Source organism: Mycobacterium sp. 2-64 (assembly GCF_035918375.1).
Lineage (GTDB): Bacteria > Actinomycetota > Actinomycetes > Mycobacteriales > Mycobacteriaceae > Mycobacterium > Mycobacterium intracellulare.
In genome coordinates this window covers 3,025,519-3,050,639 of sequence record NZ_CP142361.1, presented here as the reverse complement: position 1 = coordinate 3,050,639, position 25,121 = coordinate 3,025,519, and the positions used below count along the sequence as shown (strand labels likewise).

At 64.7% G+C, this 25,121-nt stretch carries 26 protein-coding genes and 1 pseudogene; 12 read left to right on the top strand and 15 right to left on the bottom strand.

Annotated features, from left to right (window positions below):
* The first annotated feature begins 9 nt into the window (after positions 1 to 9).
* Entirely contained in the window at positions 10 to 834 is an 825-nt protein-coding gene (locus QGN31_RS14415) for an acyl-CoA thioesterase (RefSeq protein ID WP_043955721.1), read from the top strand.
* 1,579 nt (positions 835 to 2,413) lie between these two features.
* Positions 2,414 to 3,238, top strand: coding sequence for a DUF1906 domain-containing protein (locus tag QGN31_RS14410; protein WP_201407225.1), 825 nt, complete (start codon positions 2,414 to 2,416; stop codon positions 3,236 to 3,238).
* A gap of 358 nt (positions 3,239 to 3,596) precedes the next feature.
* Here the strand turns inward: QGN31_RS14410 and QGN31_RS14405 are convergent, their stop codons facing one another.
* The gene (locus QGN31_RS14405; protein WP_014382512.1) at positions 3,597 to 3,836 is read right to left on the bottom strand and encodes a hypothetical protein; all 240 of its coding nucleotides are present in this window, start codon (positions 3,834 to 3,836) and stop codon (positions 3,597 to 3,599) included.
* A 396-nt stretch (positions 3,837 to 4,232) separates the two neighbouring features.
* On the opposite strand from QGN31_RS14405, the gene QGN31_RS14400 reads away from it, so the two are divergent.
* On the top strand, positions 4,233 to 5,108 hold the full coding sequence (locus QGN31_RS14400; RefSeq protein ID WP_014384669.1) for a phosphotransferase family protein: 876 nt from the start codon (positions 4,233 to 4,235) through the stop codon (positions 5,106 to 5,108).
* Positions 5,109 to 5,288: 180 nt separating this feature from the next.
* Here the strand turns inward: QGN31_RS14400 and QGN31_RS14395 are convergent, their stop codons facing one another.
* The 8 genes from QGN31_RS14395 to QGN31_RS14360 form a co-directional block, all read right to left on the bottom strand.
* Positions 5,289 to 5,897, bottom strand: a complete 609-nt coding sequence (locus QGN31_RS14395; RefSeq protein ID WP_008256546.1) for an LGFP repeat-containing protein — start codon at positions 5,895 to 5,897, stop codon at positions 5,289 to 5,291.
* A gap of 118 nt (positions 5,898 to 6,015) precedes the next feature.
* Positions 6,016 to 6,705: a type 1 glutamine amidotransferase domain-containing protein gene (locus QGN31_RS14390; RefSeq protein WP_201407224.1), complete on the bottom strand. Its 690-nt coding sequence runs from the start codon at positions 6,703 to 6,705 to the stop codon at positions 6,016 to 6,018.
* Positions 6,702 to 7,658 carry an SAM-dependent methyltransferase gene (locus tag QGN31_RS14385; RefSeq protein WP_201407223.1) on the bottom strand — a complete coding sequence of 319 codons (957 nt, stop codon included), beginning with the start codon at positions 7,656 to 7,658 and terminating at the stop codon, positions 6,702 to 6,704. The genes QGN31_RS14390 and QGN31_RS14385 overlap by 4 nt, the downstream gene beginning before the upstream one ends.
* Before the next feature lie 145 nt (positions 7,659 to 7,803).
* Positions 7,804 to 8,232 (bottom strand): cellulose-binding domain-containing protein, encoded by a 429-nt coding sequence (locus QGN31_RS14380; RefSeq protein ID WP_009954558.1) that lies wholly within the window; start codon positions 8,230 to 8,232, stop codon positions 7,804 to 7,806.
* 118 nt (positions 8,233 to 8,350) lie between these two features.
* Entirely contained in the window at positions 8,351 to 8,740 is a 390-nt protein-coding gene (locus tag QGN31_RS14375) for a hypothetical protein (protein WP_201358479.1), read from the bottom strand.
* On the bottom strand, positions 8,737 to 9,528 hold the full coding sequence (locus QGN31_RS14370) for an SDR family oxidoreductase (protein ID WP_201358480.1): 792 nt from the start codon (positions 9,526 to 9,528) through the stop codon (positions 8,737 to 8,739). The genes QGN31_RS14375 and QGN31_RS14370 overlap by 4 nt, the downstream gene beginning before the upstream one ends.
* A 3-nt stretch (positions 9,529 to 9,531) precedes the next feature.
* Positions 9,532 to 10,440 carry an RNA polymerase sigma-70 factor gene (locus QGN31_RS14365; RefSeq protein ID WP_201358481.1) on the bottom strand — a complete coding sequence of 303 codons (909 nt, stop codon included), beginning with the start codon at positions 10,438 to 10,440 and terminating at the stop codon, positions 9,532 to 9,534.
* A gap of 121 nt (positions 10,441 to 10,561) precedes the next feature.
* A complete protein-coding gene (locus QGN31_RS14360) occupies positions 10,562 to 11,371 on the bottom strand; it encodes a PPOX class F420-dependent oxidoreductase (protein WP_014941897.1) in 810 nt (269 codons plus the stop codon).
* A gap of 174 nt (positions 11,372 to 11,545) precedes the next feature.
* Here QGN31_RS14360 and QGN31_RS14355 point away from each other — a divergent pair.
* A pseudogene (locus QGN31_RS14355) lies at positions 11,546 to 12,250 on the top strand (DUF899 domain-containing protein); the annotation flags it as partial.
* Positions 12,190 to 12,726, top strand: a complete 537-nt coding sequence (locus QGN31_RS14350) for an ATPase (protein ID WP_236593146.1) — start codon at positions 12,190 to 12,192, stop codon at positions 12,724 to 12,726. The pseudogene QGN31_RS14355 and the gene QGN31_RS14350, both read left to right, overlap by 61 nt.
* 36 nt (positions 12,727 to 12,762) lie before the next feature.
* On the opposite strand, the gene QGN31_RS14345 is transcribed toward QGN31_RS14350, so the two are convergent.
* Positions 12,763 to 13,401 (bottom strand): maleylpyruvate isomerase family mycothiol-dependent enzyme, encoded by a 639-nt coding sequence (locus tag QGN31_RS14345; protein WP_095562710.1) that lies wholly within the window; start codon positions 13,399 to 13,401, stop codon positions 12,763 to 12,765.
* 515 nt (positions 13,402 to 13,916) lie between these two features.
* On the opposite strand from QGN31_RS14345, the gene QGN31_RS14340 reads away from it, so the two are divergent.
* The 7 genes from QGN31_RS14340 to QGN31_RS14310 all read left to right on the top strand — a co-directional run bounded on the left by QGN31_RS14340 (position 13,917) and on the right by QGN31_RS14310 (position 20,029).
* Positions 13,917 to 14,639, top strand: a complete 723-nt coding sequence (locus QGN31_RS14340; RefSeq protein ID WP_372457281.1) for a TetR/AcrR family transcriptional regulator C-terminal domain-containing protein — start codon at positions 13,917 to 13,919, stop codon at positions 14,637 to 14,639.
* Between the two features lie 187 nt (positions 14,640 to 14,826).
* Positions 14,827 to 15,576, top strand: a complete 750-nt coding sequence (locus tag QGN31_RS14335; protein ID WP_014380108.1) for a cutinase family protein — start codon at positions 14,827 to 14,829, stop codon at positions 15,574 to 15,576.
* An 83-nt stretch (positions 15,577 to 15,659) separates the two neighbouring features.
* On the top strand, positions 15,660 to 16,544 hold the full coding sequence (locus QGN31_RS14330; RefSeq protein ID WP_014941903.1) for an MEDS domain-containing protein: 885 nt from the start codon (positions 15,660 to 15,662) through the stop codon (positions 16,542 to 16,544).
* A gap of 199 nt (positions 16,545 to 16,743) precedes the next feature.
* Positions 16,744 to 17,487 carry a GAF and ANTAR domain-containing protein gene (locus tag QGN31_RS14325; RefSeq protein ID WP_014380110.1) on the top strand — a complete coding sequence of 248 codons (744 nt, stop codon included), beginning with the start codon at positions 16,744 to 16,746 and terminating at the stop codon, positions 17,485 to 17,487.
* Positions 17,488 to 17,609: 122 nt separating this feature from the next.
* Positions 17,610 to 18,752 carry a PP2C family protein-serine/threonine phosphatase gene (locus tag QGN31_RS14320; protein WP_201407244.1) on the top strand — a complete coding sequence of 381 codons (1,143 nt, stop codon included), beginning with the start codon at positions 17,610 to 17,612 and terminating at the stop codon, positions 18,750 to 18,752.
* Between the two features lie 69 nt (positions 18,753 to 18,821).
* The gene (locus QGN31_RS14315) at positions 18,822 to 19,148 is read left to right on the top strand and encodes a hypothetical protein (RefSeq protein WP_009954571.1); all 327 of its coding nucleotides are present in this window, start codon (positions 18,822 to 18,824) and stop codon (positions 19,146 to 19,148) included.
* Between the two features lie 170 nt (positions 19,149 to 19,318).
* Positions 19,319 to 20,029 (top strand): cutinase family protein, encoded by a 711-nt coding sequence (locus QGN31_RS14310; protein WP_014380113.1) that lies wholly within the window; start codon positions 19,319 to 19,321, stop codon positions 20,027 to 20,029.
* A gap of 55 nt (positions 20,030 to 20,084) precedes the next feature.
* Here QGN31_RS14310 and QGN31_RS14305 read toward each other — a convergent pair whose 3' ends face one another.
* From QGN31_RS14305 to QGN31_RS14285, 5 genes are all read right to left on the bottom strand, one after another.
* On the bottom strand, positions 20,085 to 21,059 hold the full coding sequence (locus QGN31_RS14305; protein WP_201407222.1) for a PPE family protein: 975 nt from the start codon (positions 21,057 to 21,059) through the stop codon (positions 20,085 to 20,087).
* Positions 21,060 to 21,082: 23 nt separating this feature from the next.
* Positions 21,083 to 22,240: a metallophosphoesterase gene (locus QGN31_RS14300; RefSeq protein ID WP_008256571.1), complete on the bottom strand. Its 1,158-nt coding sequence runs from the start codon at positions 22,238 to 22,240 to the stop codon at positions 21,083 to 21,085.
* A gap of 29 nt (positions 22,241 to 22,269) precedes the next feature.
* The gene (locus QGN31_RS14295; protein ID WP_014384679.1) at positions 22,270 to 23,061 is read right to left on the bottom strand and encodes an ABC transporter permease; all 792 of its coding nucleotides are present in this window, start codon (positions 23,059 to 23,061) and stop codon (positions 22,270 to 22,272) included.
* Between the two features lie 64 nt (positions 23,062 to 23,125).
* Entirely contained in the window at positions 23,126 to 23,860 is a 735-nt protein-coding gene (locus QGN31_RS14290; protein ID WP_008256573.1) for an ABC transporter ATP-binding protein, read from the bottom strand.
* A gap of 75 nt (positions 23,861 to 23,935) precedes the next feature.
* A complete protein-coding gene (locus QGN31_RS14285) occupies positions 23,936 to 24,955 on the bottom strand; it encodes an ABC transporter substrate-binding protein (RefSeq protein WP_014384681.1) in 1,020 nt (339 codons plus the stop codon).
* Positions 24,956 to 25,121 lie beyond the last annotated feature (166 nt).

The window sequence follows — 25,121 nt, the reverse complement described above, 5'->3', positions numbered from 1 at the left end:
TACGTCGTGATGTCATCTTCGCTCGGCGACGTGCTCGCCACCTTGGAGCTCGACCGAGTCGATCAGTGGCTCTTCGTCGGGCGGCAGCTTCCCGCGCCCGCCAACCATATACTCGGTGGGCACATCTCGGCTCAGGCGTTGTTGGCGGCAAGCCATACCGCACCGGGCCGAACGCCGCACAGCGTCCACACGTACTTCCTGCGGTCCGGCGACTCGCGTCACCCGGTTGATTTCGAGGTCGTCGACCTCCAAGAAGGCCGGACGTTTTCTGCTCGACGGGTCACCGCACGCCAAGACGGCAAGATTCTGATGGAGGCCATGTCGTCGTTCAAAGTCGCCGATTTCGCTCCCGCGCAGGTCGTCTATCAGCCACCTATGCCGCCGGCTTCCAGCCCGGAATCCCTGCCGTGGGTTGCCCCGCATCTCGCGGAATCCGACGAGAGCGCCCAAGGGCGGTGGGCGAGCCTGCGCTGGTTCGAGCGCCGGATCATCGACACCGAGGCTGCTCCGCCCGCCCGCGCGCCGATGTGGTGGCGACCCGACGGGCGAGTTCCCGATGACCCGGTGCTGACCGCCAGCTTGGTGGCGTACCTGTCGGCGGTGACGTTGACCGAACCGGCATATGCCGCACGCGGTGGTGTCGGGGGATCGGCGCAGCGCGACCATTCGGTGTGGTTCCACGGTCCGGCGGCGTTGTCGGATTGGCTTCTCTACGACCGGTCCTCGCCGAGTAGCGCCGGTTCGCTGGCACTGGCGAGTGGGACGATGTTCAACCGCACCGGCGAACTGGTGTGCACGGTGAAACAGGAGATGTATTTTCCGACGCGCAATTGATGGGACAGTCACGGCGCACGTTCCGATGGTTCACTATCGCAACGCGTGACATCGTACCGTCTCAGTATGGCTGCGCCGCAAGGCAATTCCGTCACAGTGACGTAATTAGGCCATAGGGTTTTCCACGGTGGGGAAGGGGATACGGTGGTCGGGTGGGGTCTGTAGCGCGACCCGGTGTCTCTTCTCCGCCATGTCCTTACACTGTCTCGTGGTGATCGCAGTCTCGTGGAGCTCTCTGCGCCCGACGAAGGAGTCCGTAAGCCGAGCCGGCCACGATGTGATCGCAGTAGCGCTTACCGCCTTTCATAATCGTCACCGTGACGAATCGGGCGGGTCGGGGATTCCCACCCACCTCGCGGGGGCCCGGAAGCCGCTGCGTAAAGATGCGAGGTAGTGATTGCGAGGCCGCCGGATTGGGTAGTCGGTTTACACTCACGCCCAGCTAAAGTCTGGACGCCTGCGATGGGAGGGCTCGATGAGTGTGTTCGTTCGTCGCGTCGTGTGCACCGTGGCGGTGGCATTAGGACCAATGGCCTACGTGGCGGCGGTATCGTCCGGCGTGGCCTCCGCCCAGCCCCCGGATTGCGGTGCCGGCAACTGGTGGAACCCGGGGGCCAATGCGTGCCAGCCGGTGGCACCGCCGCCCCCTGATTGCGGTCCTGGCAATTGGTGGAATCCCGGGGCCAATGCGTGCCAGCCGACGGCACCCCCTGATTGCGGTCCGGGCAACTGGTGGAACCCGGGGGCCAATGCGTGCCAGCCGGTGGCGCCCCCGCCGCCGGAGTAGCGCCTCGTACGTACCCTCGCCGAGCGCGGCGAGGTGGGATCGGGGCCGTAGCGCGTCCGCGCCCAGGGTCGGACCCGCATTGGCCGCACATTGGTGCGGGCCTTATGTGCCGCCGCTGCAACGCAATTCGTCACTGTGACGTAATGATGGCGGTAAAGGCCGGTCAGGCGAGCGAGGCCGAGGATCACTCAATGGGCTAGCGCCCGATGTCGTCCGGAAGCGCTCGATTAGACGATCACAAGAGTTGGTTCGTCGCGCGACTGGCCCGTACCCACGCGACAGATTTGCCTTGAGCGTTGGGCTTGCCGCCATGGGAGGCAGTTGGACACGGGTTACGGGGACTCGGTTTTAGCCCCGACGCGGACGCGCTAGCCGCTTTGCGCCGGTCAGCATTATGCCGATAAGCGACATTATGTCGGGTAATCGGGAGAAGGCTCCACTCTCGGACGTTGCCATCAGTATCGGTGTCCTGCGGCATGAGTTGGGCATGACATCGACACCGTCAGACTCGGAGTTGATCCGCTGCTCTCCCATCAATGGGTGCGGACAACTCAACCCCGCAGTCGGATGTATGGCGTGCTATCAGCGGGCTCGCAGGATAAATCAACGTCCCGCCGAGAACCGCCGCGCTAATCTTTCCCTCCCGCGCCGCAGCAGGGTAGGTCGTTCTCCCGCATGTCCTTTCGCGGTGATAGCCGAACGATCACCGCTTGGTATCTATTTGGGCATGCAACCGCGTTTCGACTGGCGCAGCACTATCGGTAACAACAGTCACATGTTTAACCTTGCGCCGTGCGCAATTTGCCCTCTGCCGCCACCGATGTGCCATTGCGCACTGTCTCCCGGCGCGACGCGCTGCGCTACGCCGCCACGTTGGCCGGTCTGGGTGCCGCATCGGTAGCCTGCGGCATGCCGACAGCGACCGCCGCTCCCCCTCAGCTGATCGACTTTGCCGCACACCAGATTCCGGCGCAGCAGATCCGGGCTGCCGGCTATAGCGGGGTGGTCAACTACGTCTCGTTGTCACGCCCCGGCTCCTCGTTTGGCGCCAAGCCCATCACTCGGTCCTACGCCGACTCACTGACAGCCGCGGGTTTGGTGATTGTCAGTAACTACCAATACGGCAAGCCGGGCGGGTCGACACCGTCAGACTTCACGCGGGGCTACGCGGGCGGCGTCGCGGATGCGCGCACCGCCTGGCGTTTGCACACCGCGGCAGGCGGCGGCCAGAGTGCGCCGATTTTCTTCACCATCGACGAGGACATCAACCGCAACACCTGGATTCACACCGCGCTGCCGTGGTTTCGCGGAATCAACTCAGTTCTTGGGGTTCAGCGCACTGGGGTCTACGGAGGTGTCAGGGTCTGCCAGTGGGCCGCGGCCGATGGCGTTATCGGGTCTTCGAGCACACCTGGCCGCCGGTGGGCCTGGCAAACTCGAGCCTGGTCCGGTGATCAGGTCCACCCCGCCGCTGTTCTCTACCAGCGCGTCGTGAGCACCGCGTCCAATCCCGGGCCGAAGGTCGGCGGATTCGAAGTGGACGTCAACGACGTCCTGGCCCCCGACTGCGGCCAGTGGAACCTCCATGCGGGTCGTCCAAGCGGCGACGTGCGATAGGTGTTGCCGCCACTTCCGGCAATACCAACGCGCCGCTCATGCTCGTCGCAGAGCACGCAGCGCGCGCGTTCATGGAATAAGTCGGTTAAGCGCCGACATCAAAGATGTTGCGGTGCAATCTGACCCAGGGCTGGCGTGGGCTTATGCGCCAGACGGCAGAACTACGCCGGGTTCATCTGATGAATCAGGCCCGCTGGAGGCCGTGCTCACCGAGGAGGATCTGAGGCAACCAGCTCGCGAATCTAATCCCGTGTGCACACTGCACCACCAGCTTTTGCATGGTGGAATGTGCCCATATGCAACCGCTGAAAAGCGCCTCACCCTGTGTGCGGGTTGACTGATCAGTGAGCTCCGGTCGCTAACTCATCGTCAAGGCCGTGCCCACGGCGACGCTGATCACCACCATGAGGGACACCCAAATCACCGTAATCGACACGCCCACGATCTCTTCTTCCGTGAGGCGCCAACGCGGTTCGTCGACAAGAGCGGTTTCCCTTAGGGGCGCAACCGCGTTGATTGCTGCGACCGCCAAGAGAAGATCGTTCGCGTCGTCCGCATCCTTCTCGATTGCCTCAAGCGCGGCGATTGCGGTCGTCATATGAACCCCCAGGATTGCGGTCGCCAACAGGCGTTATCTCGTATACCCACGGTAAGAGTGCGAGATCAAGATTGCGGCAACGCTCCTTAACGGTCGCAGCACAACCTCCCCGCTCCAGGAACAATGGACCATGCGCAACGCCCGTCCCCTCGAAATCGCGCTCGGCATTGCGCTGGCCACTCGGCGATTCTGAAGGCATGACATCGGGACTGGCGCCTGAATACGACGGATTCGAATATGCAGTGTTACCGGTAATCCGGACGGTTCCGCTATCGCACGTCGCGATTAGCCTTGGTGGCCTGAGGCAAGCTTTGGCTATGACATCGACTCCCTCTGGTGTGGAATTAATCCGCCTGAGGTGATCGACGGCTCGGCCCGTTCGACAGGATAAGGCGGATGCCGCCGTACGGATTCGACATTGATGATGAGTTGCACGATCAGTTGCGTGCTCCAGTTCCACCGGGCGTACTGGCATGGGTTGAGCGCCAGACAAAATGTCAGGTCATTGCGCAGCGGCCGTTGGAAGGCGGCCAGTCCGCGGCGATTCACCGTCTTGTTCTCGATAACCGAAGCGCTGTGATCCTGCAGCGATTCGTCTTGGACTGGATCCGCGACGAGCCGTGGGCTCCTGCGAACGAGGTACTGATCTTAGGTCTTTTGGCCGACACATCGGTTCCAGCGCCGAAGGTGATTGCCGCCGACCCGCACGGACAGGACACCGGTGTGCCCACCGTATTGATGACCGCACTGCCAGGCGCCGTCGTGTGGGACCCACCAGAGCTAGACCCATGGCTGGACGCCGTCATCGACGTCATGATGACGATTCATGCCATACCGGCGCCGCAACAGTTACGCCGGTGGGAGCCTTACCCGCCGGAGAACGCCCCACCGACGTGGACCCGCTACCGGTGGGCATGGGAACGCGCCGTCACCACGTACCATGACGTGCGCCCAAGCAGCGACCGTGTGTTCTTACACCGCGATTTTCATCCCGGCAACATCTTGTGGCAGCAAGGCAAAATATCCGGACTTGTCGACTGGGTCTCGTCGTGCGCCGGACCCGTCCAGGAGGATATCGCCCACTTCCGCGTGAACCTGGCCATGCACCACGGACAAGCCGTCGCAGATCGCTTCCTGCGGCACTGGATGCACGCCAGCGGCCAGTTTGAATACCACCCCACCTGGGATCTACTAACTGCGGTGTCCATGGGCGGCGACGAACCCAACCACCAACTCGACGAATTCATCGCAGCCGCCGCCAACCGCCTCTGACCGCGTTTCCTGATCAACGCCTCCCGCCGACGCGATCACCGCCACAACGCAATGTCGGGGAAGCGGGAAACAGATCACCCATCCACAGGAATTGACAATTCCTCAGCAGGGGGTGTTTCAGATCAACATTCGTCTGTTGGCGCCAGACGACGACCCGTGACTGGGAGTTGGGGCCGCGGGCTACAGCCCGGATGGTACGACGTTGCCGTTTACCGTCACTTCGACCTGGCCGGTCTTCGGGTTGTACTCGATTTTGCCGTGCTCGAAGTTCGATACAAGCAGATCGCCAACGGTGTTCACGTCGCTGGTCGGAAAGCCCAGCGGTCCCGCCGACCCGTTATTGCCGGTGATCGCGGGCGCGCCGTTCGGGTCGCGCGGAACATTCCATGCCTCCCGGATCTTGCCCGTGGTGATAAACGCGGGTGTACCGACCGCGTCGTTCCTGGCGGTGATCACGCCGCCCTGGAACTGCTGAAATACCAAGCCGCTCTCCCGTTTTCCCGCGTTGCGGTCACCCGTCAGCGGTTTGCCGAGGGCCTGCTTCTGATCCTGGGTTGCCGACGAGTACTTGGCGGCGATCGGGCCGGTCAGGATCACCTCGACGTTGCCCTCACCGATGAGCTTCACCTCCGCGGGCGGCGCTGGAGTCTTAGACGTGGTGGTGGCGTTCACCCCTGCGTGAGGCGGTGCCGACGCGTCGACGCTCTTGCCATTGCCGCAGCCCACAGCAATCAGTGCGACGGCGGCCAGGCCGGCGACTGCCGCGTGGCGGTATGCGATCGTTCTCATGAGCTTCCTCTCGCGTCTTCCTGAGGCAGGCGGTCGCGGTCGTCGTGGCTCCGAACGAACTTACCCGCGGTCATCGACGGCGAGCCAGCGCACCTAACGGAGGATCACCGCAGCTTTGTCAGCTGCCCAGCACCGAGACGATCTTCTTGGCGGTAGCCTTGGCCGATCCCGGATTCTGGCCCGTGACCAGCCGCCCATCGACAACGACGTGCGAGGCGAAGGGAATCAGACCCTTAACGTAGCGGGCGCCGCGCTTCTTGATTTCCGCTTCGGCGTTATAGGGCACCAACTTGTTGACCCGGGCCAGGACCTCCTCCGACCAGGCGAACCCGGTGAGCTTGCGCCCGGCAACCAAGAGCGATCCGTCCGACAGCTTGGTGTTGAGCAGGCCGCAGTAGCCGTGGCAGACCGAGGACACGACTCCCCCGCGCTCGAAGATCTCGCGCGTGATGCGTTGCAGGCCTTCGCTATCCGGGAAGTCATACATGACCGCGTGGCCGCCGGTGAAGTAAATCGCGTCATAGGCCGTCGAGTCGATCTCATCGGGTGCGGCGGTGCGGGCCAGCAGCGCCATCTTCGTATCGTCGGCCTTCCAGGCCTTGGCGCTCTTGCCGAAACTGGGGAACTTCAACGAGCGTGGCTCCAGCGGTGAAGTGCCGCCTTTCGGGCTGACGATCATCTGTTGGTAACCCGCTTCGGCGAAGACGTCATAGGCGTGCGTCAACTCAGAGAGCCACAGCCCGGTCGGCTCGGCGGGGTCGTCGTAATGGGAGACATTAGAGACGACGTTGAGGATGCGCTTGGTCATCCTCCCAGGATTCCACTTTTAGCCCGCCCCGTGCCCAGCGTCGACGTGTAGTAGGTGACACCGTTCATCGTCTGTCGATTGTCGTCGGTCTGTGGGATCGACCCCAACTGGTGGTCCGCGAGCAGTCGACCCATGGGAGTTGCGACCGATGTCCAGCCGCGCGCGTCGAGGTACGCGCCGACGTCGTGGCGCTCGCCCTCGAACTCGATCACGGTGAAGTCGGGTTCAAAGCCGTGCCGGCGCCACTTGGCGGTCGCCGCCTGCATGCGTTCGCGGGCCGCGTCGGGGTCCATGTCGGCCGTATTCGGGACGGCCTCGGTGCCGAGTCGACTGCCTGGCGCGCTGAGCGCGGTGACGGTGTCGAGCAGCTGGTCCTGGGCCCCGGGTGCCAGGTAGCCAAACAGCCCCTCGGCGATCCACGCCGAAGCTCTGTTGGGCTCGAAGCCCGCCGCGTTCAGCGCCGTCGGCCAATCCTGGCGCAGGTCGGTCGCGACCGGGCGCACGTCGGCTTTGGGTTCGGCGCCAAGACTGGCCAGCGTCGTTGTCTTGAACTCGATGACGGCCGGTTGATCGATCTCGAACACCGTCATCCCTCCGGGCCACCCCAACCGATACGCGCGGGTATCCAGGCCCGAGGCGAGGATGACGGCCTGGCGGATGCCCGCCGCGGCGGCATCCGCAAAGAATTCGTCGAAGTACCGTGTGCGCGCCGCGATCGACGCGGGCATCTGTGCCAGGCCCCACGGGCTGCCCTCCACGTCGACATCCGATGCGGACAGCTCACCGGTAGCCCAGCGGGTCAGAAAGGTCACGCCGACCGCGCGGACCAACGGCTCGGCGAAGGGATCGTTGATGTCACCATTGGCGGTCGCTATGGCCCGCGCCGCGGCCACCATCGTCGCCGTGGTTCCTACGCTGGTGGCGGGATCCCACGATCCCTTCGTTGGTGGCATTCTCTACCTCCGAAGTTCTTGGCTACGTAGTGCGTTGCGCTGCGCTCGCAGGCAACGAACTCGCCGCTGCACGGCACGAAGCGCATCGGCGCCCGGCTTGGGCCGGTGGGCCCCGGAGCGGCACAGGCTCAGTGCACCGTCGACGCTAAGTGCAAGGATATTGCCCGTTGAGCACGCAATTCACCGGTGGTGAGTAGGTACCGCTCAGCACGCCCCTGAAACCACCTGTGGCCGAACTACCGGGCGCAATGACGCGATTCCAATTCGCGGGAGTGAGCACATAGTGCGTGCCGGTCTGCGTGACGGTGCTGTTCCACGCGTGCAAGACGGATTCGCCCGCCGGCAAGTCGAATTCGAGTTTCCAATCGTTTAGCGGCGCCATGCTCGAGTTGGTGACGGTGAAGTGGGCGATGAAACCGCTCTGCCACGAATGGGACACCGATAACGTCGCCGTGGCAGCGGCCGCGTGAGCTGCCGGCGTGATGGCGAGTCCGAGCATGACAACCATCAAGGCCGCCACGGCCGCGTGAAGCGCTGTGCGCCAGCGCTTCACGCAATTGTCCACTCCCGCCATACCAGCAACACTAAAGCCGCAGAGGCGACATCGGGCCTCGCATCGCGGGTAAGCCGCAGTACCTTTGCCCAACCGAAACCGTCATGAAATCTAGCCTTGATCCGTCCCCGGACTCCCCTTAGTCGCGCCCTCGGGTGAGGATCAGCAACGCGATCGGCAGCGTGGCGAACGCGAGGGTTGTGGTCTGCGCAACCGCGGCCGCCGTCGTGAAGTTCTCGAGGTGTGTGACGTGGAAGACCAAGTGCGGGACTGCGAACAGCAGGTAGGCGCCCAGTGCGACCCGGACCAAGCGTCGTTCCATCGTCATCGCGGCGGTGACGACGACGAGCGCCAGCGCGAGGTTCATCGCGCCGTAATCGCGCATGAGGTGTTCGGAGTACGGCGGGATGCGATCGACCCACGGGACATAGTCGTAAAAGGCCCGAGGAGCCAGCGTCGCGACGAGCCCGACCGCGACTTCCACGAATGCCAGAAACCACAGTCCGCCGCGCAGCACGGGGCTGGTCATCGTCGCCTCAAGTAAGCGCGGATGGCGTCGCGGTACGGCAGCCGTCCGGCGGCTTGCTGTTCCTCGAGGTATTGCTCGAACGTGATCGTGCCGGCGGCGTGCTCGGGGGTCAGCAGCCCGCCGCCACGAATCCCACCAAATACCTTGCCGGGCAATCGGATCGGGACCATGGGACGGCGCCTACCGGCAATCGCCAGGTAGCTGCGGGCGAGATCGTCGAGCGTACGCGCCTGTGGACCCCCGAAATCTGGTGCGCGCCCGATCGGCTCGCCGAGGGCCAAACCCGCCAACCGTTCGCCCACGTCGCGCACGTCGACCGGTTGGAATTTCAGGCCTGACGGCAGCGCCATGACCGGCGGTTTCGCGAGCACGCGCAATACGAAAGCGATCAGGTCGTGAAACTGGGTCGCCCGCAGCACCGTCCATGGCACGCCCGACTCGGCGATCGTGCGTTCGTTGGCGAGCATTCTGCGGTAGAAGGCGAAGGGAACGCGATCGATCCCGACGATGGAGACGTACAGCAGATGCGGTGAACCCGCCCGTTTGGCAGCCGCGACCAGGTTCTCGGTGGGATAGACGCAGTGCACGATCGTGTCGACGCCGTCCAGCGCCGCATCGAGCCCAGCACCGGTCTGCACGTCCCCCACGACATGTTCGACGTCCGCGCGTTGGTTCGGGCGCCGTCCGCGGCTCAGGACCCGGACGTCCTTGCCCGCGGCCGTCAGCTGGTCGACGACGATGCGGCCTACAGTTCCGGTGCCGCCGGTTACGAGTACACAGTTCGTCACGTCTTATGAACCGGATGGCGCCACCGGATGTGACAACTGCTTGGCAAGAAAGCGCAATTTGTCCGGATTGGCCAAGACCCGCAGCGCCGCTATCTGGTCCCCGGCGATGTCGAAGCACAGGACGCCGGCCAGCGTGTCGCCGTCGAACGCCAGCATCGCGGGCTCGCCGTTGATCTCGGCGACGTCGAGACGCGGACCCGCCTGCGCCAGGTTCCTGCCGAACACGCGCGCCACATAGCGGGCCGTCCGATCGCGGCCCGAGACGACGCGCCGGGCGGCCGCCACCTTGCCGCCGCCATCGGCCGTCGACGTCACGGTGTTGGTCAAGATTTCGACGAGTCCGTCCACGTCGCCGGCCCGGGCGGCGCTAAAGAACCGTTCGACGAGGCGCCGCCACTGCGCCCGGTCCGGTTGGAAGCGCCGCCGGGGCTCATCCAGCCGCTGGCGCGCCCGCCGATACAGCTGGCGGGCGTTGGCTTCCGAGGTTTCCAGGATCTCGGCGATCTCGAAATGGCTGTAGGCGAACGCTTCTCGGAGCACGAACGCCGCACGCTCGGTGGGCCCGAGTCGCTCCATCAGGCTCAGCAGCGCGATCGATACCGACTCGTGCTGTTCGGCGGTCTCGAGCGGCCCGAGCGTCCGGTCGTCGGTGAGAACGGGTTCGGGAAGCCACGGGCCGGGGTAGACCTCCCGGCGGGCGCGGGCCGACGTGAGCCGGTTGAGGCACAGGTTCGTGACGGCCGTGGTGAGCCAGGCCGGCAGCGATTCGATGGCCTCCGCATCAGCGCGGTGCAGGCGCAGGTACGCGTCCTGCACGGCGTCTTCCGCCTCGCTCGCCGACCCCAACAGCCGGTATGCCAACCCGAACAAACGCGGCCGCTGAGACTCGAAATCCCGCACGACATCGCTCATCCGTGCAAGCCTGCCACCGGTGCGGGCGCGGCTCAGAATCGCTGAGAAACCTCGGCCGATGTCTCGACCTCGGTGGCACGTTGAAGAGCGGCGTTGCTGAACCTGGAAGCGCGACGTTGGGCTATTCGAATCGAGACGACGGGGTCAGCTCCGCGTGGACCGTGCGACCGAACTTGGACCGCATCAAGCGATGCGCCGACGGGACCAGGACGCCGTGCAGGAAGGGATACTTCTGCCGCAGCAGGCGCCCCACCTGCCGATACTCATCTCCGTCGAGCAGGCGCACGACGCCAGGTTGCGCGGGCCCCGTCGGCTTGCCCGACCCCGTGGACGGCCCGAATTCGACGGCTGGGTTACGCCGGATCCTGCGGATCTTGATCGCTTGCTCGAAACTGCGGAAGTAGGCGTGATCGCCGTCCACGACGATGCTGACGGGGCTCGAGCCGGGGGTGCCGTCCTTGCGAAAGGTGATCAGCCGGATCGTCTTCTGGCGCACCAATGGCGCCAACGTCTGGCTGGTGGCCATGGGAACGCTGCCCAGTACGTAGCCCAGTTGATGTAACCGCAGCACGAACGCCGCGACCAGCGCCACCGATACCGCACCGAGCGCCCACGCTTGGGCGGGCGAACCTCCCAGGTCAAGGTCCATCACGTGGTTCACGGTATGCACGGTGTTGGCCACAATGAACCCCGCGAGGGCGACAGCCAGAGCGTCCGCCCAGATCAGGGCGAGCAGCAGCGTGATTCCCAGGCCTATCTGGAACGCGCCCACGTCGTGCAGAAAGTGCTGGTGCTCGCCAAACCCGACGGCACGGGCGAATGAGGGCGGATCGAGCACACACCAGATCCCGATGCCGGTGGTGACCGTCCCGACAAAGGCCGTCACCGCGATCAGGTATGCCCGCGCAATGCCACTCAAGCGCTTCATCATGCCGCCTCTCCCACAATTGGCTTGTCTGTTCCTCATTCGCTAGACGGGACGGGGCAGCAACATGTGACATCGCTAGCGGCGGCGTCGACGGGCCGCCCATCCCTACCGATGAATCCCCGGCACTCCGGCAGTCAGTCCTTCCAGACGAACAAATCGAGAGCGAAGGTAGATGCCATGCCCCCCGAAACCGCGGCCTTGCCGCCTGTGGTCGATCACCGAACCTGGCGCGCCGAACTCGACAAACTGCGCAAACGTGAGAAGACCGCCACCCGCGAGCTGGATGCGATCGCCGCGCAGCGCCGCCGACTGCCGATGGTCGAGTTGCCCGACTACATTCTGATCGGTGCCGACGGGCCCATCCGCCTGGTCGACGTGTTCGACGGTCGCGCCCAGCTCATCGTCTACCACCACATGTGGTCGGACGGCGCGGAGTGGCAGTGCAGCGGGTGCACCGGCTTTACGTCACAGTTCACCCGGCTGGAGTTCCTCGACCGCTATGACGCCCGGTTCGTCGTTGTCACCAACGGACCGATCGAGGAAGCACTCGCCTACAAGCGCAAGGTCGGCAATCGCATGGATTGGTATTCGTCATCGCAGAGCCCCTTCGCCGCCGACATGGATGCGCCACCCGGCGGCGGTTTCGGCGTCAACGTGTTCCTACGCGACGGCGGCACCGTGTACCGCACGTGGCATACGAACGGGCGGGGCACCGAACAACTCAGTCACACCTTCGCGTTGATCGACCTCCTGCCATGGGGCCGCCAGGAGGAATGGCTCGATTCGCCCGAAGGCTGGCCCTCGCGACCCACATACTCCGGATGGCTCGACTCCCCCGCTATCGCAGCCGCCTACGGCCCAGGGACAAACGAGGACAACGCACGAGTGCCAGCGACGAACGATACGTCGTCACCCGCACCATCGCCGCGACTCCGGCCGAGATTTTCGCTGTCCTCGTCGACCCAGCGCGCCACCAGGACACCGAGCCCACCGACTGGGTCCGCGACCCGGTCGACACTGCGCCGATCACCGGCGCGGGACAGATGTTCGCGATGAACATGTACCTCACGCGGGCGGGAGGCGACTACGTCACGCACAATCTGGTCAACGTGTTCGACGAGAACCGTGTCATCGGGTGGATGCCGGGCGTGCTCGACGACGCGGGCGGGCATGTGCCCGGCGGGTGGTTCTGGCGTTACGACCTCGCCCCCAACGGCCACCGCACGGACGTCACCCTCACTTACGACTGGAGCGGCACGCCGCAGCACTTCCGAGAACGCGTTGGTGAAATGCCCATTTTCTCTGAGGATTACCTGGTCGCATCGCTGGCCGCACTGGAGCGATGGGTCGCGGGCTGATCACATCTCCCCTACCCGGCACCAATGCACCCATCGTCAAGCGGACAGCAGCCGTTGGCGCAGTACAGGCAGTCCGGGCCCATCGAGTTTGTCCAGCAGCGCGGTGCGGCCGCTGACGGCCATCATCAAAGCGGACGCGCGGCCCCGGATTTCGGCTCCCTTACGCCAGGATCGATCAATGTCGGTGCCGTGCAACGAGATGCCCCGCAGTCGGCCCAGCCGCACGAAGCCAACGGGCCATGGCCCAGTCAGGAAATCCAGCGCAAGCCCGACGCTTTCGGGATCGGGATCAAACGGGAGCCCGAGCGGAATGCTGATGTCGCCGCCGTGGATCAAGATATCGGTGAACGGAGCCACCGGCCCGATCACCGGCGGGCTCAAAGGGTGATCGGCGCACTGACGCAGGGTGGCAACGATTTCTGCGGCCGGCCGCTGCGCACGACGACGCGCGAGCTCATCAATCGCGCGGTTCAGGCTGCCGCGGCGCAGAGCCATCGTCATGGCCGGCGGGAGTCCATCAGCGACCGAGCAGGCGAGATGGGCGGCCACCGTCTTGACGTCCCAGCCGGCACACAGGCTTGGCGTTGCCAGCTGGGTGTCGTCCAACCCTTCGACCAGTGTCGCGATCCGGCGCCGCTCGTTCGCGACAGCGGCGAAGACACGCTCGCGGTCCACTCGCACGAGAAAAACTCTATCGCTGGGATGCGACCGCCGTAGCGGCTAAGAAGGATTTTAGCGCGCCTGGCGTGCATCGCCGTTGATGGCTAGTGGCACGAATCCGTCTGTGGCACCAAAGGTCTGGAGGGAACCAGGGGCCGTTACCGCAGCCGGAACCGCGGAGCAATCGTCAGGTCTCGTATAGACGGGAGCGGCGCCGACCGGGCGTTGAGAGGCGTCGACGTGATGTTGCTGCCGCGGTCGCGGACTTCGACGCTTATCGGGGCCGAGCGCGCCAGTCAGGGATCGCTGTCGGGTCGGCTTCCTTATCTACTGAGATGCCCGCAATCGCCCCTATTGCGATCGGTAGCAGCTGTAGAGTCGGCGATACAAAGAATTACCGAGGTGATCATCTCGCCGCATCTGGTCGACAAACACCACTTGTATAGGCCGAATCTTCGATGACACGTCACCGATCCAACGTAGGAGGCGATTCGGTGAACGGTGATGGCCGCGACCGCACACAGCGTGACATAGCCGATGCTGACCAGCAGGTGGTGACATCGGCTGATGGAGACGATGCTCCCCGGGGCGCGCGGTTGACCCGCGAAGTGGTTTTGGATACCGCCATCGCGCTCGTTGACCGCGACGGTCTGCCGCAGCTGACCATGCGTCGGCTGGGGGCGGCCTGCGGCGTGGAGGCGATGGCGCTGTACCGCCACGTTCACAGTCGTGGTGACCTGCTCACCGGCATCATTGACCGCATCGTTGATCGCCTCCACGCCGAACAACTTGCCGCGCGTCGTCAAGAGGACGGCTGGCAGGACTACTTGGTACGCCTGGCGCATGGGGTACGCCAAATCGCCCTTGAACACCCGCAGATATTCCCGCTGTTGGCCACGCATGCGCCCGAAGCGCCATGGGTCCGCCCGCCGCTGCGCAGCCTGCGCTGGATGGAAACCTTCCTCGAGACGCTCTTCTCCTACGGCTTCGACGACGATGCGGCAGTGGCCGCCTACCGCGCCTACACCACGTTCCTGCTGGGCCAGTTGCTTCTGGAAGTACACGCCCACGGCGCCGAACTACATCCGGACGAGGCCATTCTCGACGGCGAACCACCGCGTCGGCATCTCACGGGCTACCCGTGCCTGCAGCGGTTACAACCGATGTTGTCCGAGGATCACAGCACCGCAGAGTTCGAAGAGGGACTCGAGTCGTTGCTCGATCGCATCGAACTTCTGATGGCTCGTCGCTAATAGGGCTGTCGCCGCCGACAACCCAACAATCGCGCCCACCTGTTTACAACGTAAGCCCTGCTGTTTACGCTGTAAACGACGCGGCGTGCTCGTCAGCCACCAGCAATGCGACTCTGGTCCGTTGCGGCCGAACGGTGCACTGCGGTTCCGCTCAGGCCCGAAACGACGAGGAATACGAAACGTGCGCGTGCATTTGGTCGTTGGATTTGTAGGTATTGCGCTGGCATCGGTGCTCCCGTCCGCCGCGGTTCCCCTCGCCGTCGCCCGGGGATGTCCCGATGTCGAGGTGGTGTTCGCACGCGGCACCGGTGAGCCACCGGGCGTGGGCCCGACGGGACAGGCGTTCGTTGACGCTGTGCGCTCGCGGGTGCGCGCCGGTTCGTTCGACGTGTACCCGGTCAACTACCCCGCCAGCGACCAGTGGGACACCGGCCTCGAGGGCATCAAAGACGCTGGCGCGCATGTGGTTTCCACGGCCAACGGATGCCCCAGGACCAAGATGGTGCTCGGCGGCTATTCGCAGGGCGCGGCCGTGATGGGCTTTGTCACCTCGGATGCGGTGCCCGAGGGCGTTGATCCCGCAACGGTACCGAAACCATTAGCACCTGAAGTGGCCGATCACGTCGCCGCGGTGGTGCTGTTCGGAATGCCCAATGTGCGGGCCATGAACTTCCTGGGTCAGCCGCCGGTGGTCATCGGACCGACGTATGCGGCCAAGACCATCAAGGTGTGCGTTCCCGAGGACCCGGTGTGCTCTGATGGCCTCAATTTCGCCGCGCACAACACCTATGCGGACAACAGCAGCATGATTGACCAGGGCGCAAATTTCGCCGCCGGGCGGCTTAATCAAGATGCCGGGAATCCCCCGATTCCCGGGCCGGCGCCTGATAACCCACCACCCGCGCCGGGTGACTGGTCTGGGAACCCCACCGGCTGATGGCGCGGAATCAGGATTGGCTCTGCACGCAGCCACCGCCGACGTGCTCGACGCTTGATTCCATGGAGCCCACAGCAGCAGAGGTGACCTCGGCTTTCGAGCATCTCGGCTGGAAGTTCCAGGACCGCACCGACTTCCACGCCCGTGCTGCGCGGTACATCGCCGAGGGACTCGCTCACAATTATTGGATCGAATTCGTCGGGCACGGTAGCCGCGAGCAATTGTGGGCGGAATTGACGGCGCTGCCCGGCATCGCCGACCGGCTTACGGCCGGCGGGGTCGGCGTGACACCGGCATCGAAGTTCTACGCCGTCTTAGACGGCACCGACATTGTGGACCCGCATACCGCAGTGGCCATCAGTGTGGCGGCCCTCGATCACGCAATCCAAAATGGTTACAACGGCTTTCGCGTGGTCGTCGACGCTACGACACTGGCCCGCCGCCCCGACCAACGAGCGGCGCTGTCGCAATTTGAGTTCCTCCTCTCCCGCACGATGACAGGGCTGCCCTTTTCCGCGCTGTGCGCCTACGACACCCATCAGCTGGCGGGCGCCGCGGACGAACTCATCTGCCTTCACCCCGATCTCGGTGAGCGTGCGCCCCGTTTCCGGCTGCACCCTGCACCGCAAGCAACGTTCGCGCTGACCGGCAATATCGACTTACACAGCGACGGGCTCTACACCACCGCATTGCAACGCATTTGGTCGCTGCTCGACGATGACCCGCTGATCGTCATCGACGCGCAAGGCCTAGAGTTCATCAGTCACCAGCAGCTTTACACCCTCGATCACTACGCGCGCACCAACGGCCGCACCGTGATCCTGCGAACCGGTCAACGAATCCCCACCAGGCTGGTCGGCGTGCTTCAACTGACGAACGTGGAGTTGCAGCCGGCACCGCCGCACAACGCAACGCAAGCGAGCGGGCCCTCCGCCGGGCAGGTCACCTACGCAGGATCGGCGGGATGAACGTAGGGGCACTGCGGTCACGTGGTTTTACAACGGAGTTCGGCAGCGCGCGGACTGCGACAGGCGCCCGTGCCAGCAGTGGGCAGGATTTCGCCACAGCGAGGTTGCGGGCCGGCGGGAGCCAAGGGCGGGTCAGGTCGAAACCTGGCGCACCGGCGCACCTTTGGTGGCGTGAGGCTATGACGAGGCGGGTTTGAGGATGCCAGACGGTAACGAATCCCCCGATGTGGCGGCATCGCGTTCGCGTGCCGAGCCCACCGCGGTATTCACCGGCTTAGCCGACATCGTCTACCAAGGCTCAACGCCCGCAGAGATCTATGCTGCGATCTGCATCGCAGCCACACTCATGGTTCCCGGCTGCGACCATGCCAGCGTCATGTTGCGCGACAACCACATCGCCACGACGGCGGCAGCCAGCGACAGCGTCGCCCGCAAGATCGACAAGCTCGAGCAAGCGCTCGGCGAAGGCCCTTGCCTGGATGCCATCTCGGAGGAAACCCCACAAATCGATCCCGATCTCCGCGCCGGCAGTCAGTGGCCCGCTCTGGCCGCCCGGGTCCTCACCGAAACACCGGTGCACGGAATCATGGGCTTTCGCCTGCTTGTCGGCCCTCACAAAATCGGCGCCCTAAACCTGTTCTCCGACAGCCCCAATGCGTTCGACATGGTGGCTGTCGAACGCGCAATCCTTTTGGCGGCTTTCGCCGGCGTCGCCGCCAACGCCGTGGCTCAAGGCGAAGATGCCGCGACATTGCAACGCGGCCTTGCCAGCAACCGCGAGATCGGCAAAGCCATCGGCATGCTGATGGCGCTCAACGACCTCACCGAAGCCGAGGCCTTCGATACGCTGCGCCGCGTCTCCCAAGAGGCCAACATCAAGCTCGTCGACGTCGCTGCCGCAATGGTGAAACGCCACACCCGCGGCGCCGCGGGCGAGATCTGAACGTGGTGGGCCTGCACGCAACGCACGACAGGTCCCGCGAACAACCCGAGTCGACCTGGGCCTTCACCGATGATCGGGAATTGATTCCGTTGCGTGCTCCCATCACGCCCGCCGCGCGGTCCTTGTCCGTGCTGCTGATCGAGGACGACCGCGCCGATGCGCTACTCGTCGAAGATCTGATCGATGATGCCGCCAGCGTACGGCTGGTGTGGGCGCGGTCGATGGCACACGCGGAGCAGGTGTTTGCCTCGGCCCGGCCCGACTGCGTGCTGCTGGATCTGCATCTGCCGGACGCCAGCGGAATGGACGCTCTCGAGCGCATCACCAAACGTGATGCCACCGTACCGATTGTCGTGCTGACGGGGCTGAACGATGAAGATTTCGGAGCTACGGCGGTGGCGGCCGGTGCCCAGGACTTCTTGGTCAAGGGCCGCGTCCAACCCGACGTGGTGCGCCGTGCGCTGCTGTATGCGATCGAACGCAAGCGCACCGAGCTGATGGCCGTCGACCTGGATGCCACCCAGCTGCGGGCCCGCGAGAACGCCATACTCGAACGGGGCCTATCGGCCTCCCCGCTGCTACTCGACAACCCGGGCGTCGACGTCGTCGCCCGGTACCGGCCCAGCCGCGAGCACGCGCTGCTATGCGGAGATTTCTACGACGTCATCCAAACACCTGACCGCACCGTGCATGTGCTGATCGGTGAGGTCGCTGAGGACGGTCCCCATGAGGCACCACTAGGTGCGGCATTGCGGATCGCGTTTCGTGCGCTCACCCTCGCCGGCGTGCACGACGTGGCGAGGATGCACCACCTCGAGCGAGTGCTGCGTTCAGAACGAAGCGGCTCGGGGATCTGCGCCACGGCGCTCACCCTGCAAATCTCCCCCGACAACCCGCGCCTCAAAACGATCCGTGCCGGGCATCCCGGGATGTTGTTACACGGCGGCGGCACCGTGGAATGGATCATGCCTCCGGCCGGCCCGGCGCTGGGACTGCGCGCCGACGACTGGCCACAACACGAGCTGGAACTGCCGGATGATCAGGGCCTGGTGTTGGTGACCGACGGACTCTTCCAAGGGTTTTCAAGCAACGGCAGCCAACCCCTGGACGAGGACGGTCTGCTCGCTCTGGCCCGTTCCCACGCACACTTGCCCGGCATACAATTCGTCGACGCGCTCATCGACAGTGCCCACCAGCTTGCCCAGCCACACGGTGGGTTTACCGATGACATCGCCGTGCTGCGCCTCGAGCGGTCTGCCAGATGACCACGATCGCCGCGCTTGCCCCGGCGGCGGTTGCCAGAAGCAACGGCGTCCGGCGGAAGGGAGAAAATTGTGTGGCCATTCAGAAAGAAGAAGCCGGCCGAAAAAGCTGCTCGCGACGCTAAGGTCTACTACTCCACTCCTTTTGGCGACACGAAGGATGGCAAACAAAAGCCGTTTTTGCTTGAACGCGACGGTGCGTGGTTCGTCCCGGTTTTTCGCAGCGTGGAGACGATGAACGAGTTCTATGAACGAATGAACCGCGCCGCGTACATGATAATTGAGGGAGACATTAAAGACGTGCTGGAGACCAACCGCTCAATTGAGGTGATGAAGAACGTGGGAATTGTGATTGAGCCGTTGAGCGAACATCCCGTTGAGATCGCGCCTGACGCTTGACGGACGCTGAGGAAGAGTCAGGGCCCGACACCGCGCCAGGCGTGCAGCGCGCTCGTCGTGATGCGGCGCGCCGGCCTGGTTGCCTCACCCTCAGTGGCAGGCAGAACCTCAGTCCGCTGCCGCTGAATAATTGCCGGTTTCGGGTCAATCGCGTCTGGGCATTCGCATGCATGAGCTCGCTACGATCCATTCGCTATCTCGCTACTGCGGTAGTAACAGCCTCGGCGGCGCTGTTGAGCGCGCCCGTCCCGGCGGCCTCCGCCGAACCGTGTCCCGACGTCGACGTGGTCTTTGCTCGCGGCACCGGCGAACCACCCGGGGTCGGCGGGGTCGGGCAGGCGTTCGTCGACGCGCTCAGCTCGCGAGTCGGCGGAAAGTCGGTGCGCGTCTCTCCGGTCAACTACGAGGCGAGCGGCGACTTCAACGGAGGCATCGCCTTCGCCCGAACCTTTGTGGACGGGATCAAGGACGCCGGCGGCCACATCGAATCCACGGCGTCGAACTGCCCCAGAACCAAAATGGTGCTCGGCGGGTATTCCCAAGGCGCCGCCGTGGCCGGCTTTGTGACCTCCCCTGCCATACCCAAGGAAGTGCCACAGGAGTTCGTGTCCTATGTGCCGCAGCCGCTGCCGCGGGCGGTCGCTGATCACGTGGCCGCGGTGGTCCTGTTCGGAACACCCTCCAATGAATTCCTGCGCGGCGCCGGCGCGCCACCCATTACGATCGGTCCGCTGTACGCAGGCAAGACCATTCAGTTGTGCGCCCCCGACGACACGGTTTGCAATGGCGCACCTCCTGGACCGCCCGGGATCGCGCATACCCTGTACGCGGCAAACGGCATGGTCGACCAGGGCGCGGATTTTGCTGCCCAACGTCTGTAGCGCGACACTGCGAATAGTCCTGAGACACAGCGCTATTGTGACGCCGGATGCCCGCTCACCACAGGAGGTTGGACGGGTCGATCAGGACATAGTCGCTATCCGATGTCTCGAGCTCAATGCCGCGGGGCATCGCGGCTTTGGCCCAGGATTGGGGCACCGACAGTGCCCCGATCGAGGACGCGCGACCTAACCGCGCCGTTGCCGAGGTCGTAGCGCCGCCGACCTGACCCGGGAGTGGCAGCAACGCCGCGGCCCTTTTCAGTGACGCTGTCTTGTTAAGCGAACTCAGACGGCTTATCGCGAAGTCGGTGGGAGCGGACAGTGAACCCAGTTTTGACAGCGGTGATGTCGCCGCGGACAGGCATGCGTCGAATGTCGTTATCGGCGAACGAGACAGCGCCCGCAGCGCTCGGGGAATCACGGGCATCACGTGGCCGCCGGCCGATACCACTTGCGGAGCCGCGATCAGGCTCCACGCGGTTTCTGCGACCGCGGGGTCGTGCTGGCCCGATCCCACGGTCGGCGGCGAGTCGAATGGTGTCAGAGTTGACGCGGCCGCAGAGGCTGCGGCATAGGCGTACATGACGTCGACGTCCTGTGCCCAGATCCGTTCGTAGCCAGCGTCCGTGTCGGCGATTGCGGGGCCGTTTTGGGCCAGGCCGTTTGCCGTCACGAGCGCCAGCCGCAGCGCGCGGTTGGCGTCGATCACCGACGGCGGCACCACCGCCCCTAACGCGGACTCGAATGCGTCGGCGGACGCTCTCGCTTGGCGCGCGGCCTGCCGCGCGCGGGCGGCGACGGCATTGAGCCATGCGGTAAAGGACACCACCGCCGCCGCGACCGCGATCGACGCCGGGTGCTGCTCTACCTGGAATAGCATCGACGCCACCGAGCCATAGCTTTCCGCGATGTCGTATAACTGCGCCGCCGTTTCATCCCACGCCTCAGCCGCCAGGCTCATCGAGGCCGAGCCGGGACCTGAATACAGTCGGCCGGAATTGATTTCCGGTGGTAGCTCACCGAGACTCACTGATTACTCACTTCAGCTGCGCGTCACCTAACGACGGCCGAGCGCGATGCGCCTGTCCGCTCAAGCGAATGGTTCGCCGGTGCCACGAACGCCTTATTGAGCGTGAGGCTCCGTTCGGCCTTGGGATACCAGCCTTGCGGTGCGTATTGGCTGGTGTGCAGGTAGCACTGGACCCGCACCTCAGCTCTGCCGGGCGTGAAGGTGAGCAGCCTGCTGATCGGAAGTGTGGTAATGGGCATATGGTGGCGGCTCAGTGATGCGACGTTGAGAAACCATGTGCCCCAGCGTTGTTCGATATGGGTTTTGCCGCCATAGCTGTCGTCGGGGTGGGTGTGGGTGTGCCCGGCGATCCACAAGTGAACCCGGCCGGGATGTTCGGTGAGGAAGTCTTCGAACGCCCCGGAGTCTGGTTTGCTGTCCACCCAATACAGATAGGACGCCGCGTGTGGGGTTCCGAGTTCGAACGGGCGATGATAGTGCTCCAGCAGCTGCCCGTCCGGCCCTTTGCGAACGCCTTCCCACTCCCCGGAGGCCACGGTGGTGTCCTTGAGGACGTAATGGTGGACGACGATGATGATCGAATCGGGGTTGCTCAGCACCATGTGTTTCCACCAGCGGAACGCCTCGCCGCTGACGACGCCGCCCGGGTTGCCGCCGAGCGGGCCCCGCCCCACGGTCTGGGTGGGTTCGTTGCGGTCGCTGAGCATGAGGAACAAGAGGTTGCCCACCCGGAAGGAATAGTGGTCCCACGCGCCCTCGACTGGATAAGGCCGCGCGTTGGCGTCGACTCCGGAGAATTCGGTGTGCTGTCCAAGGGGATCTACCCACTTCTGCCACCACCATGCCTCGGGCTCGTGTAGGCCGCTGCGGTCGTGATTGCCGCAGACGCTGTAGATGGCCTCGCGTCGGTGGCGACGCAGGCTCGCGAACTGGCGGCGAAGCTCGGATCCCTCGGCGTCGTCGGGAAGATGGTGATGGGCCCCGGACATGTCGCCGACGTCGATGGCGATATCCCACTCGAACGGTGGGCCACCTTCGGATCCGCCGGCCTCCGAATGCGTTATCGCCTCGGCCAGGCTCCGTCTGCCGTAGCGCTTGTCTGTCCCGACGTGCGCATCACCGAACGCCCAAAGACGAAATGGGCTGTCCGGCAGTCGATGATCGTGGTGGTCCTCCGGCATGGGGCTCCTTGTCCGAGTGGATGGTCGAGTCATTCAGAATTGGTTTCGATCAGTCCCCAATACCGGCGGATACGCTGATCGGCCGCGTCGAAGACGGCGTCGATGGCAATGCCGATCAAAAGGATCACGATCATGATGGCCATCGCCGACGGCATATCGCTGAGGTTCTGAGCGTTTTCCAACAGCACCCCGATCGACGCGGTGTCGCTGATCAGCACCACCAATTCGCCGGCCATCAAGCTACGCCAGGCGAACGCCCATCCCTGGCGCAGGCCGGCGACGAACATCGGTAGCGAGGCGGGCAGAACCACGTGCCGGTAGAGCCCAAAGCCGTGCAATCCCAAGTTTTTTGCGACCCGCAGCTGCAGGGGCGGGATTTGTCCGGCTCCGGCGAGCACCCCGGTGGCCACCGACGGTGCGGCGCCGATGACGACGACGAACAGGATCGCCGACGTGTGCAGCCCGAAGAAAATGATGGCGAAGGGAAACCAGGCGATGGCCGGCATGGTCTGCAGACCGGTGATCACCGGCCCGAATGCCGTGCGCAGCAGCCGGTTTTGCGCGATCACTGCGCCGACGACCGAGCCGATGAGCAATGCCAGCGCGAAACCGGCCAGCGCACGGCACATCGTGATCCCGATCGCGTCCCACAGCACGGCCTCATGCAGCCGCTGCCAGAGGTTGGCCGCGACGGTTCCGGGGCCGGGCAGCACGAATGACGGCTTCCACCCGCTGAGGTACACGAGCTGCCAGATCAGCAGAACCATCGCGACGGCAAAGACTTTCGCCCGCATCGCCGCCAGCACCGACCTGATCCGCACCCGGTTTGGGCGCGGCGCTTGGGGCGTCAGCGCAGGCCGGTGACTCTTGGTAGCGAGATCGCTGTCAAGCACCGCCACGGTTTCCCTCGTTCCGTAGCTGGGTGGAGATGCGGGAGGCCAATTCGGCAACGTCCGGGTTGTTGACTCTGTGGCGGCGCGCCACCGGGACCGCGATCTCTTCGACGATGCGACCGGGCCGCGGGCTGAGCAATACGACACGGTCGGCGAGTCGCACTGCCTCGCGAACGTTGTGCGTAACGAACACGACGGTCAGTCCGCGTTCGTCAACGATGCGCTCCAGCTCCTCGTGCAGGCGATCACGGGTCAGGGCATCCAGCGCCCCGAATGGCTCGTCCATCAGCAAGACGTCGGCGTCTTGGGCGAGCGCACGCGCCAATGCGACGCGCTGCTGCATGCCACCGGACAGCTGATGAGGACGCTTGTCGGCGAAGTCAGCCAAGCCCACCGTTTGCAACAAGTCAGTCGTCCGCTGGCGGCGTTGCGGGCGCGGCACCGAGCGCGCCCGCAAGGCCAACTCGACGTTGGCGGCCGACGTCAGCCATGGGAACAGCGCCGGTTCCTGAAACATCAAGGCCACCCGTTGCCCATCGGTGCTGAGCTCGCCGGCGGACGGTTGGTCCATCGCGGCGATCAGCGACAGCAGTGAGCTCTTACCGCAGCCGGATGCCCCCACAACGCAGACGAATTCACCGGAGTTGACCGTCAAGGTGATGCGATCGAGGGCTGTGACGGCCGACCGGCCCCGGCCGTACCGCTTGGTCACGTCGGTGAGCCGCACGGCCCGTGACGTTTGGGCGCTCGCTTCGGCTGGCGGCCCGCTGAGGTGATCAGACTGAACGTAGTGGATCACGGGTCACCTGCGGCTTGCCGGCTCGGCGAGGACTTTGTTGAGCGGTCCCGGCTCGTACAGGCCGCTGATATCGAGTGGCTTCAGCAACCCTATGGCCACGGCCTTGGAGACCTGGTCGCGCAGTGAGGCCATTCCGGGATCGTTGGTGTAGGTGGTTTCCTCGAAGGAGGCCGCGAGTACATCCGGTTCAAGCCCCTTGCCAAGATCTTTCGCCAGCGCGGCATTGGCAGATTGGGCCGCGCCACCGCGGTCCGTGGCGATACGTTCGGTCGCCTCGGCCTGGGCGCGCAGCAGTCCGGCGACCGCGTCAGGATGGGCCGCAAGGAATTCTTGGCGGACCACCAGGACGGTGATGGTGTTGGGGTCCGACCACAGTCGCACCCCACCAGCCTTGATCATCTGCACGTCGAAAGGCGCGGAGTCGATGGCGCCGACGATTTGGTTGGTAAGGAATTGCTGGACGATCGCCGATTCCGGGCTGGTCGGTTTGACCGAAACATCGCCGCCTCCTTGGATATTCGTCTTCAACCCGTTGTGGGCGAGCCAGTCGCGGAGGCTGACGTCCTGGGTCCCGCCGAGCGCGGGGTCCGCCACGGTCTTCCCTTTGAGGTCTGCGGCGGTCTTGATGTCGGGTTTGACGACCATCGAGGTACCTCCGCTGGCCGCGCCGGAGATGATCTTGATCGCTTTCCCTCCCGATTTCTGCCAGGCGTTGAAGGCGGGATTGGGACCGACGTAGGCGGCGTCGAGTTGGCCAGACAGCAGCGCGGTCACTTCCTCGGTCCCTCGACTGAATGGCTTTGCGGTGAAGTTGACTTGGGGTCCGAGTTGCTTGGCGAAGAAGCCGTCGTGGAGAGCCACCAGTGCCGAGGCGTGCGTGATGCGCGGCAGATATCCCAGGCGCAGCGATACGGCGGAGGAGGTCGGCGACGCGCCCTGGCTCGAGCACCCGGACAGCACGGCGACGGTAGCTGACGCGGCGATCAGCGCGATGAGCTTGCTGCCGAATCGGTGCAGTGACATGGTTTCCTCGAATCGAAACGGATCAGAACCTGGCGGATTTGGCCGCGGCTCACAACGAGAGTTGCTGCCGTACCGCGGGAGCGGTGAGTGCTGATGGCGCGGCGGTGCGCGCGCGTCAGACGGCCCTGGGGGCCGGACAAGCCGCGCAGGTGATGCGGCGCAAGTC

Coding starts and splice junctions, on each gene's coding strand:
- QGN31_RS14375 (WP_201358479.1), bottom strand. CDS start 8,740: ATGACCAGCCCCGTGCTGCGCGGCGGACTGTGGTTTCTGGCATTCGTG.
- QGN31_RS14405 (WP_014382512.1), bottom strand. CDS start 3,836: ATGACGACCGCAATCGCCGCGCTTGAGGCAATCGAGAAGGATGCGGAC.
- QGN31_RS14415 (WP_043955721.1), top strand. CDS start 10: ATGTCATCTTCGCTCGGCGACGTGCTCGCCACCTTGGAGCTCGACCGA.
- QGN31_RS14400 (WP_014384669.1), top strand. CDS start 4,233: ATGCCGCCGTACGGATTCGACATTGATGATGAGTTGCACGATCAGTTG.
- QGN31_RS14310 (WP_014380113.1), top strand. CDS start 19,319: ATGAGCTCGCTACGATCCATTCGCTATCTCGCTACTGCGGTAGTAACA.
- QGN31_RS14380 (WP_009954558.1), bottom strand. CDS start 8,232: ATGGCGGGAGTGGACAATTGCGTGAAGCGCTGGCGCACAGCGCTTCAC.
- QGN31_RS14285 (WP_014384681.1), bottom strand. CDS start 24,955: ATGTCACTGCACCGATTCGGCAGCAAGCTCATCGCGCTGATCGCCGCG.
- QGN31_RS14365 (WP_201358481.1), bottom strand. CDS start 10,440: ATGAGCGATGTCGTGCGGGATTTCGAGTCTCAGCGGCCGCGTTTGTTC.
- QGN31_RS14390 (WP_201407224.1), bottom strand. CDS start 6,705: ATGACCAAGCGCATCCTCAACGTCGTCTCTAATGTCTCCCATTACGAC.
- QGN31_RS14395 (WP_008256546.1), bottom strand. CDS start 5,897: ATGAGAACGATCGCATACCGCCACGCGGCAGTCGCCGGCCTGGCCGCC.
- QGN31_RS14300 (WP_008256571.1), bottom strand. CDS start 22,240: ATGCCGGAGGACCACCACGATCATCGACTGCCGGACAGCCCATTTCGT.
- QGN31_RS14360 (WP_014941897.1), bottom strand. CDS start 11,371: ATGATGAAGCGCTTGAGTGGCATTGCGCGGGCATACCTGATCGCGGTG.
- QGN31_RS14350 (WP_236593146.1), top strand. CDS start 12,190: ATGGCTCGACTCCCCCGCTATCGCAGCCGCCTACGGCCCAGGGACAAA.
- QGN31_RS14385 (WP_201407223.1), bottom strand. CDS start 7,658: ATGCCACCAACGAAGGGATCGTGGGATCCCGCCACCAGCGTAGGAACC.
- QGN31_RS14325 (WP_014380110.1), top strand. CDS start 16,744: ATGCCAGACGGTAACGAATCCCCCGATGTGGCGGCATCGCGTTCGCGT.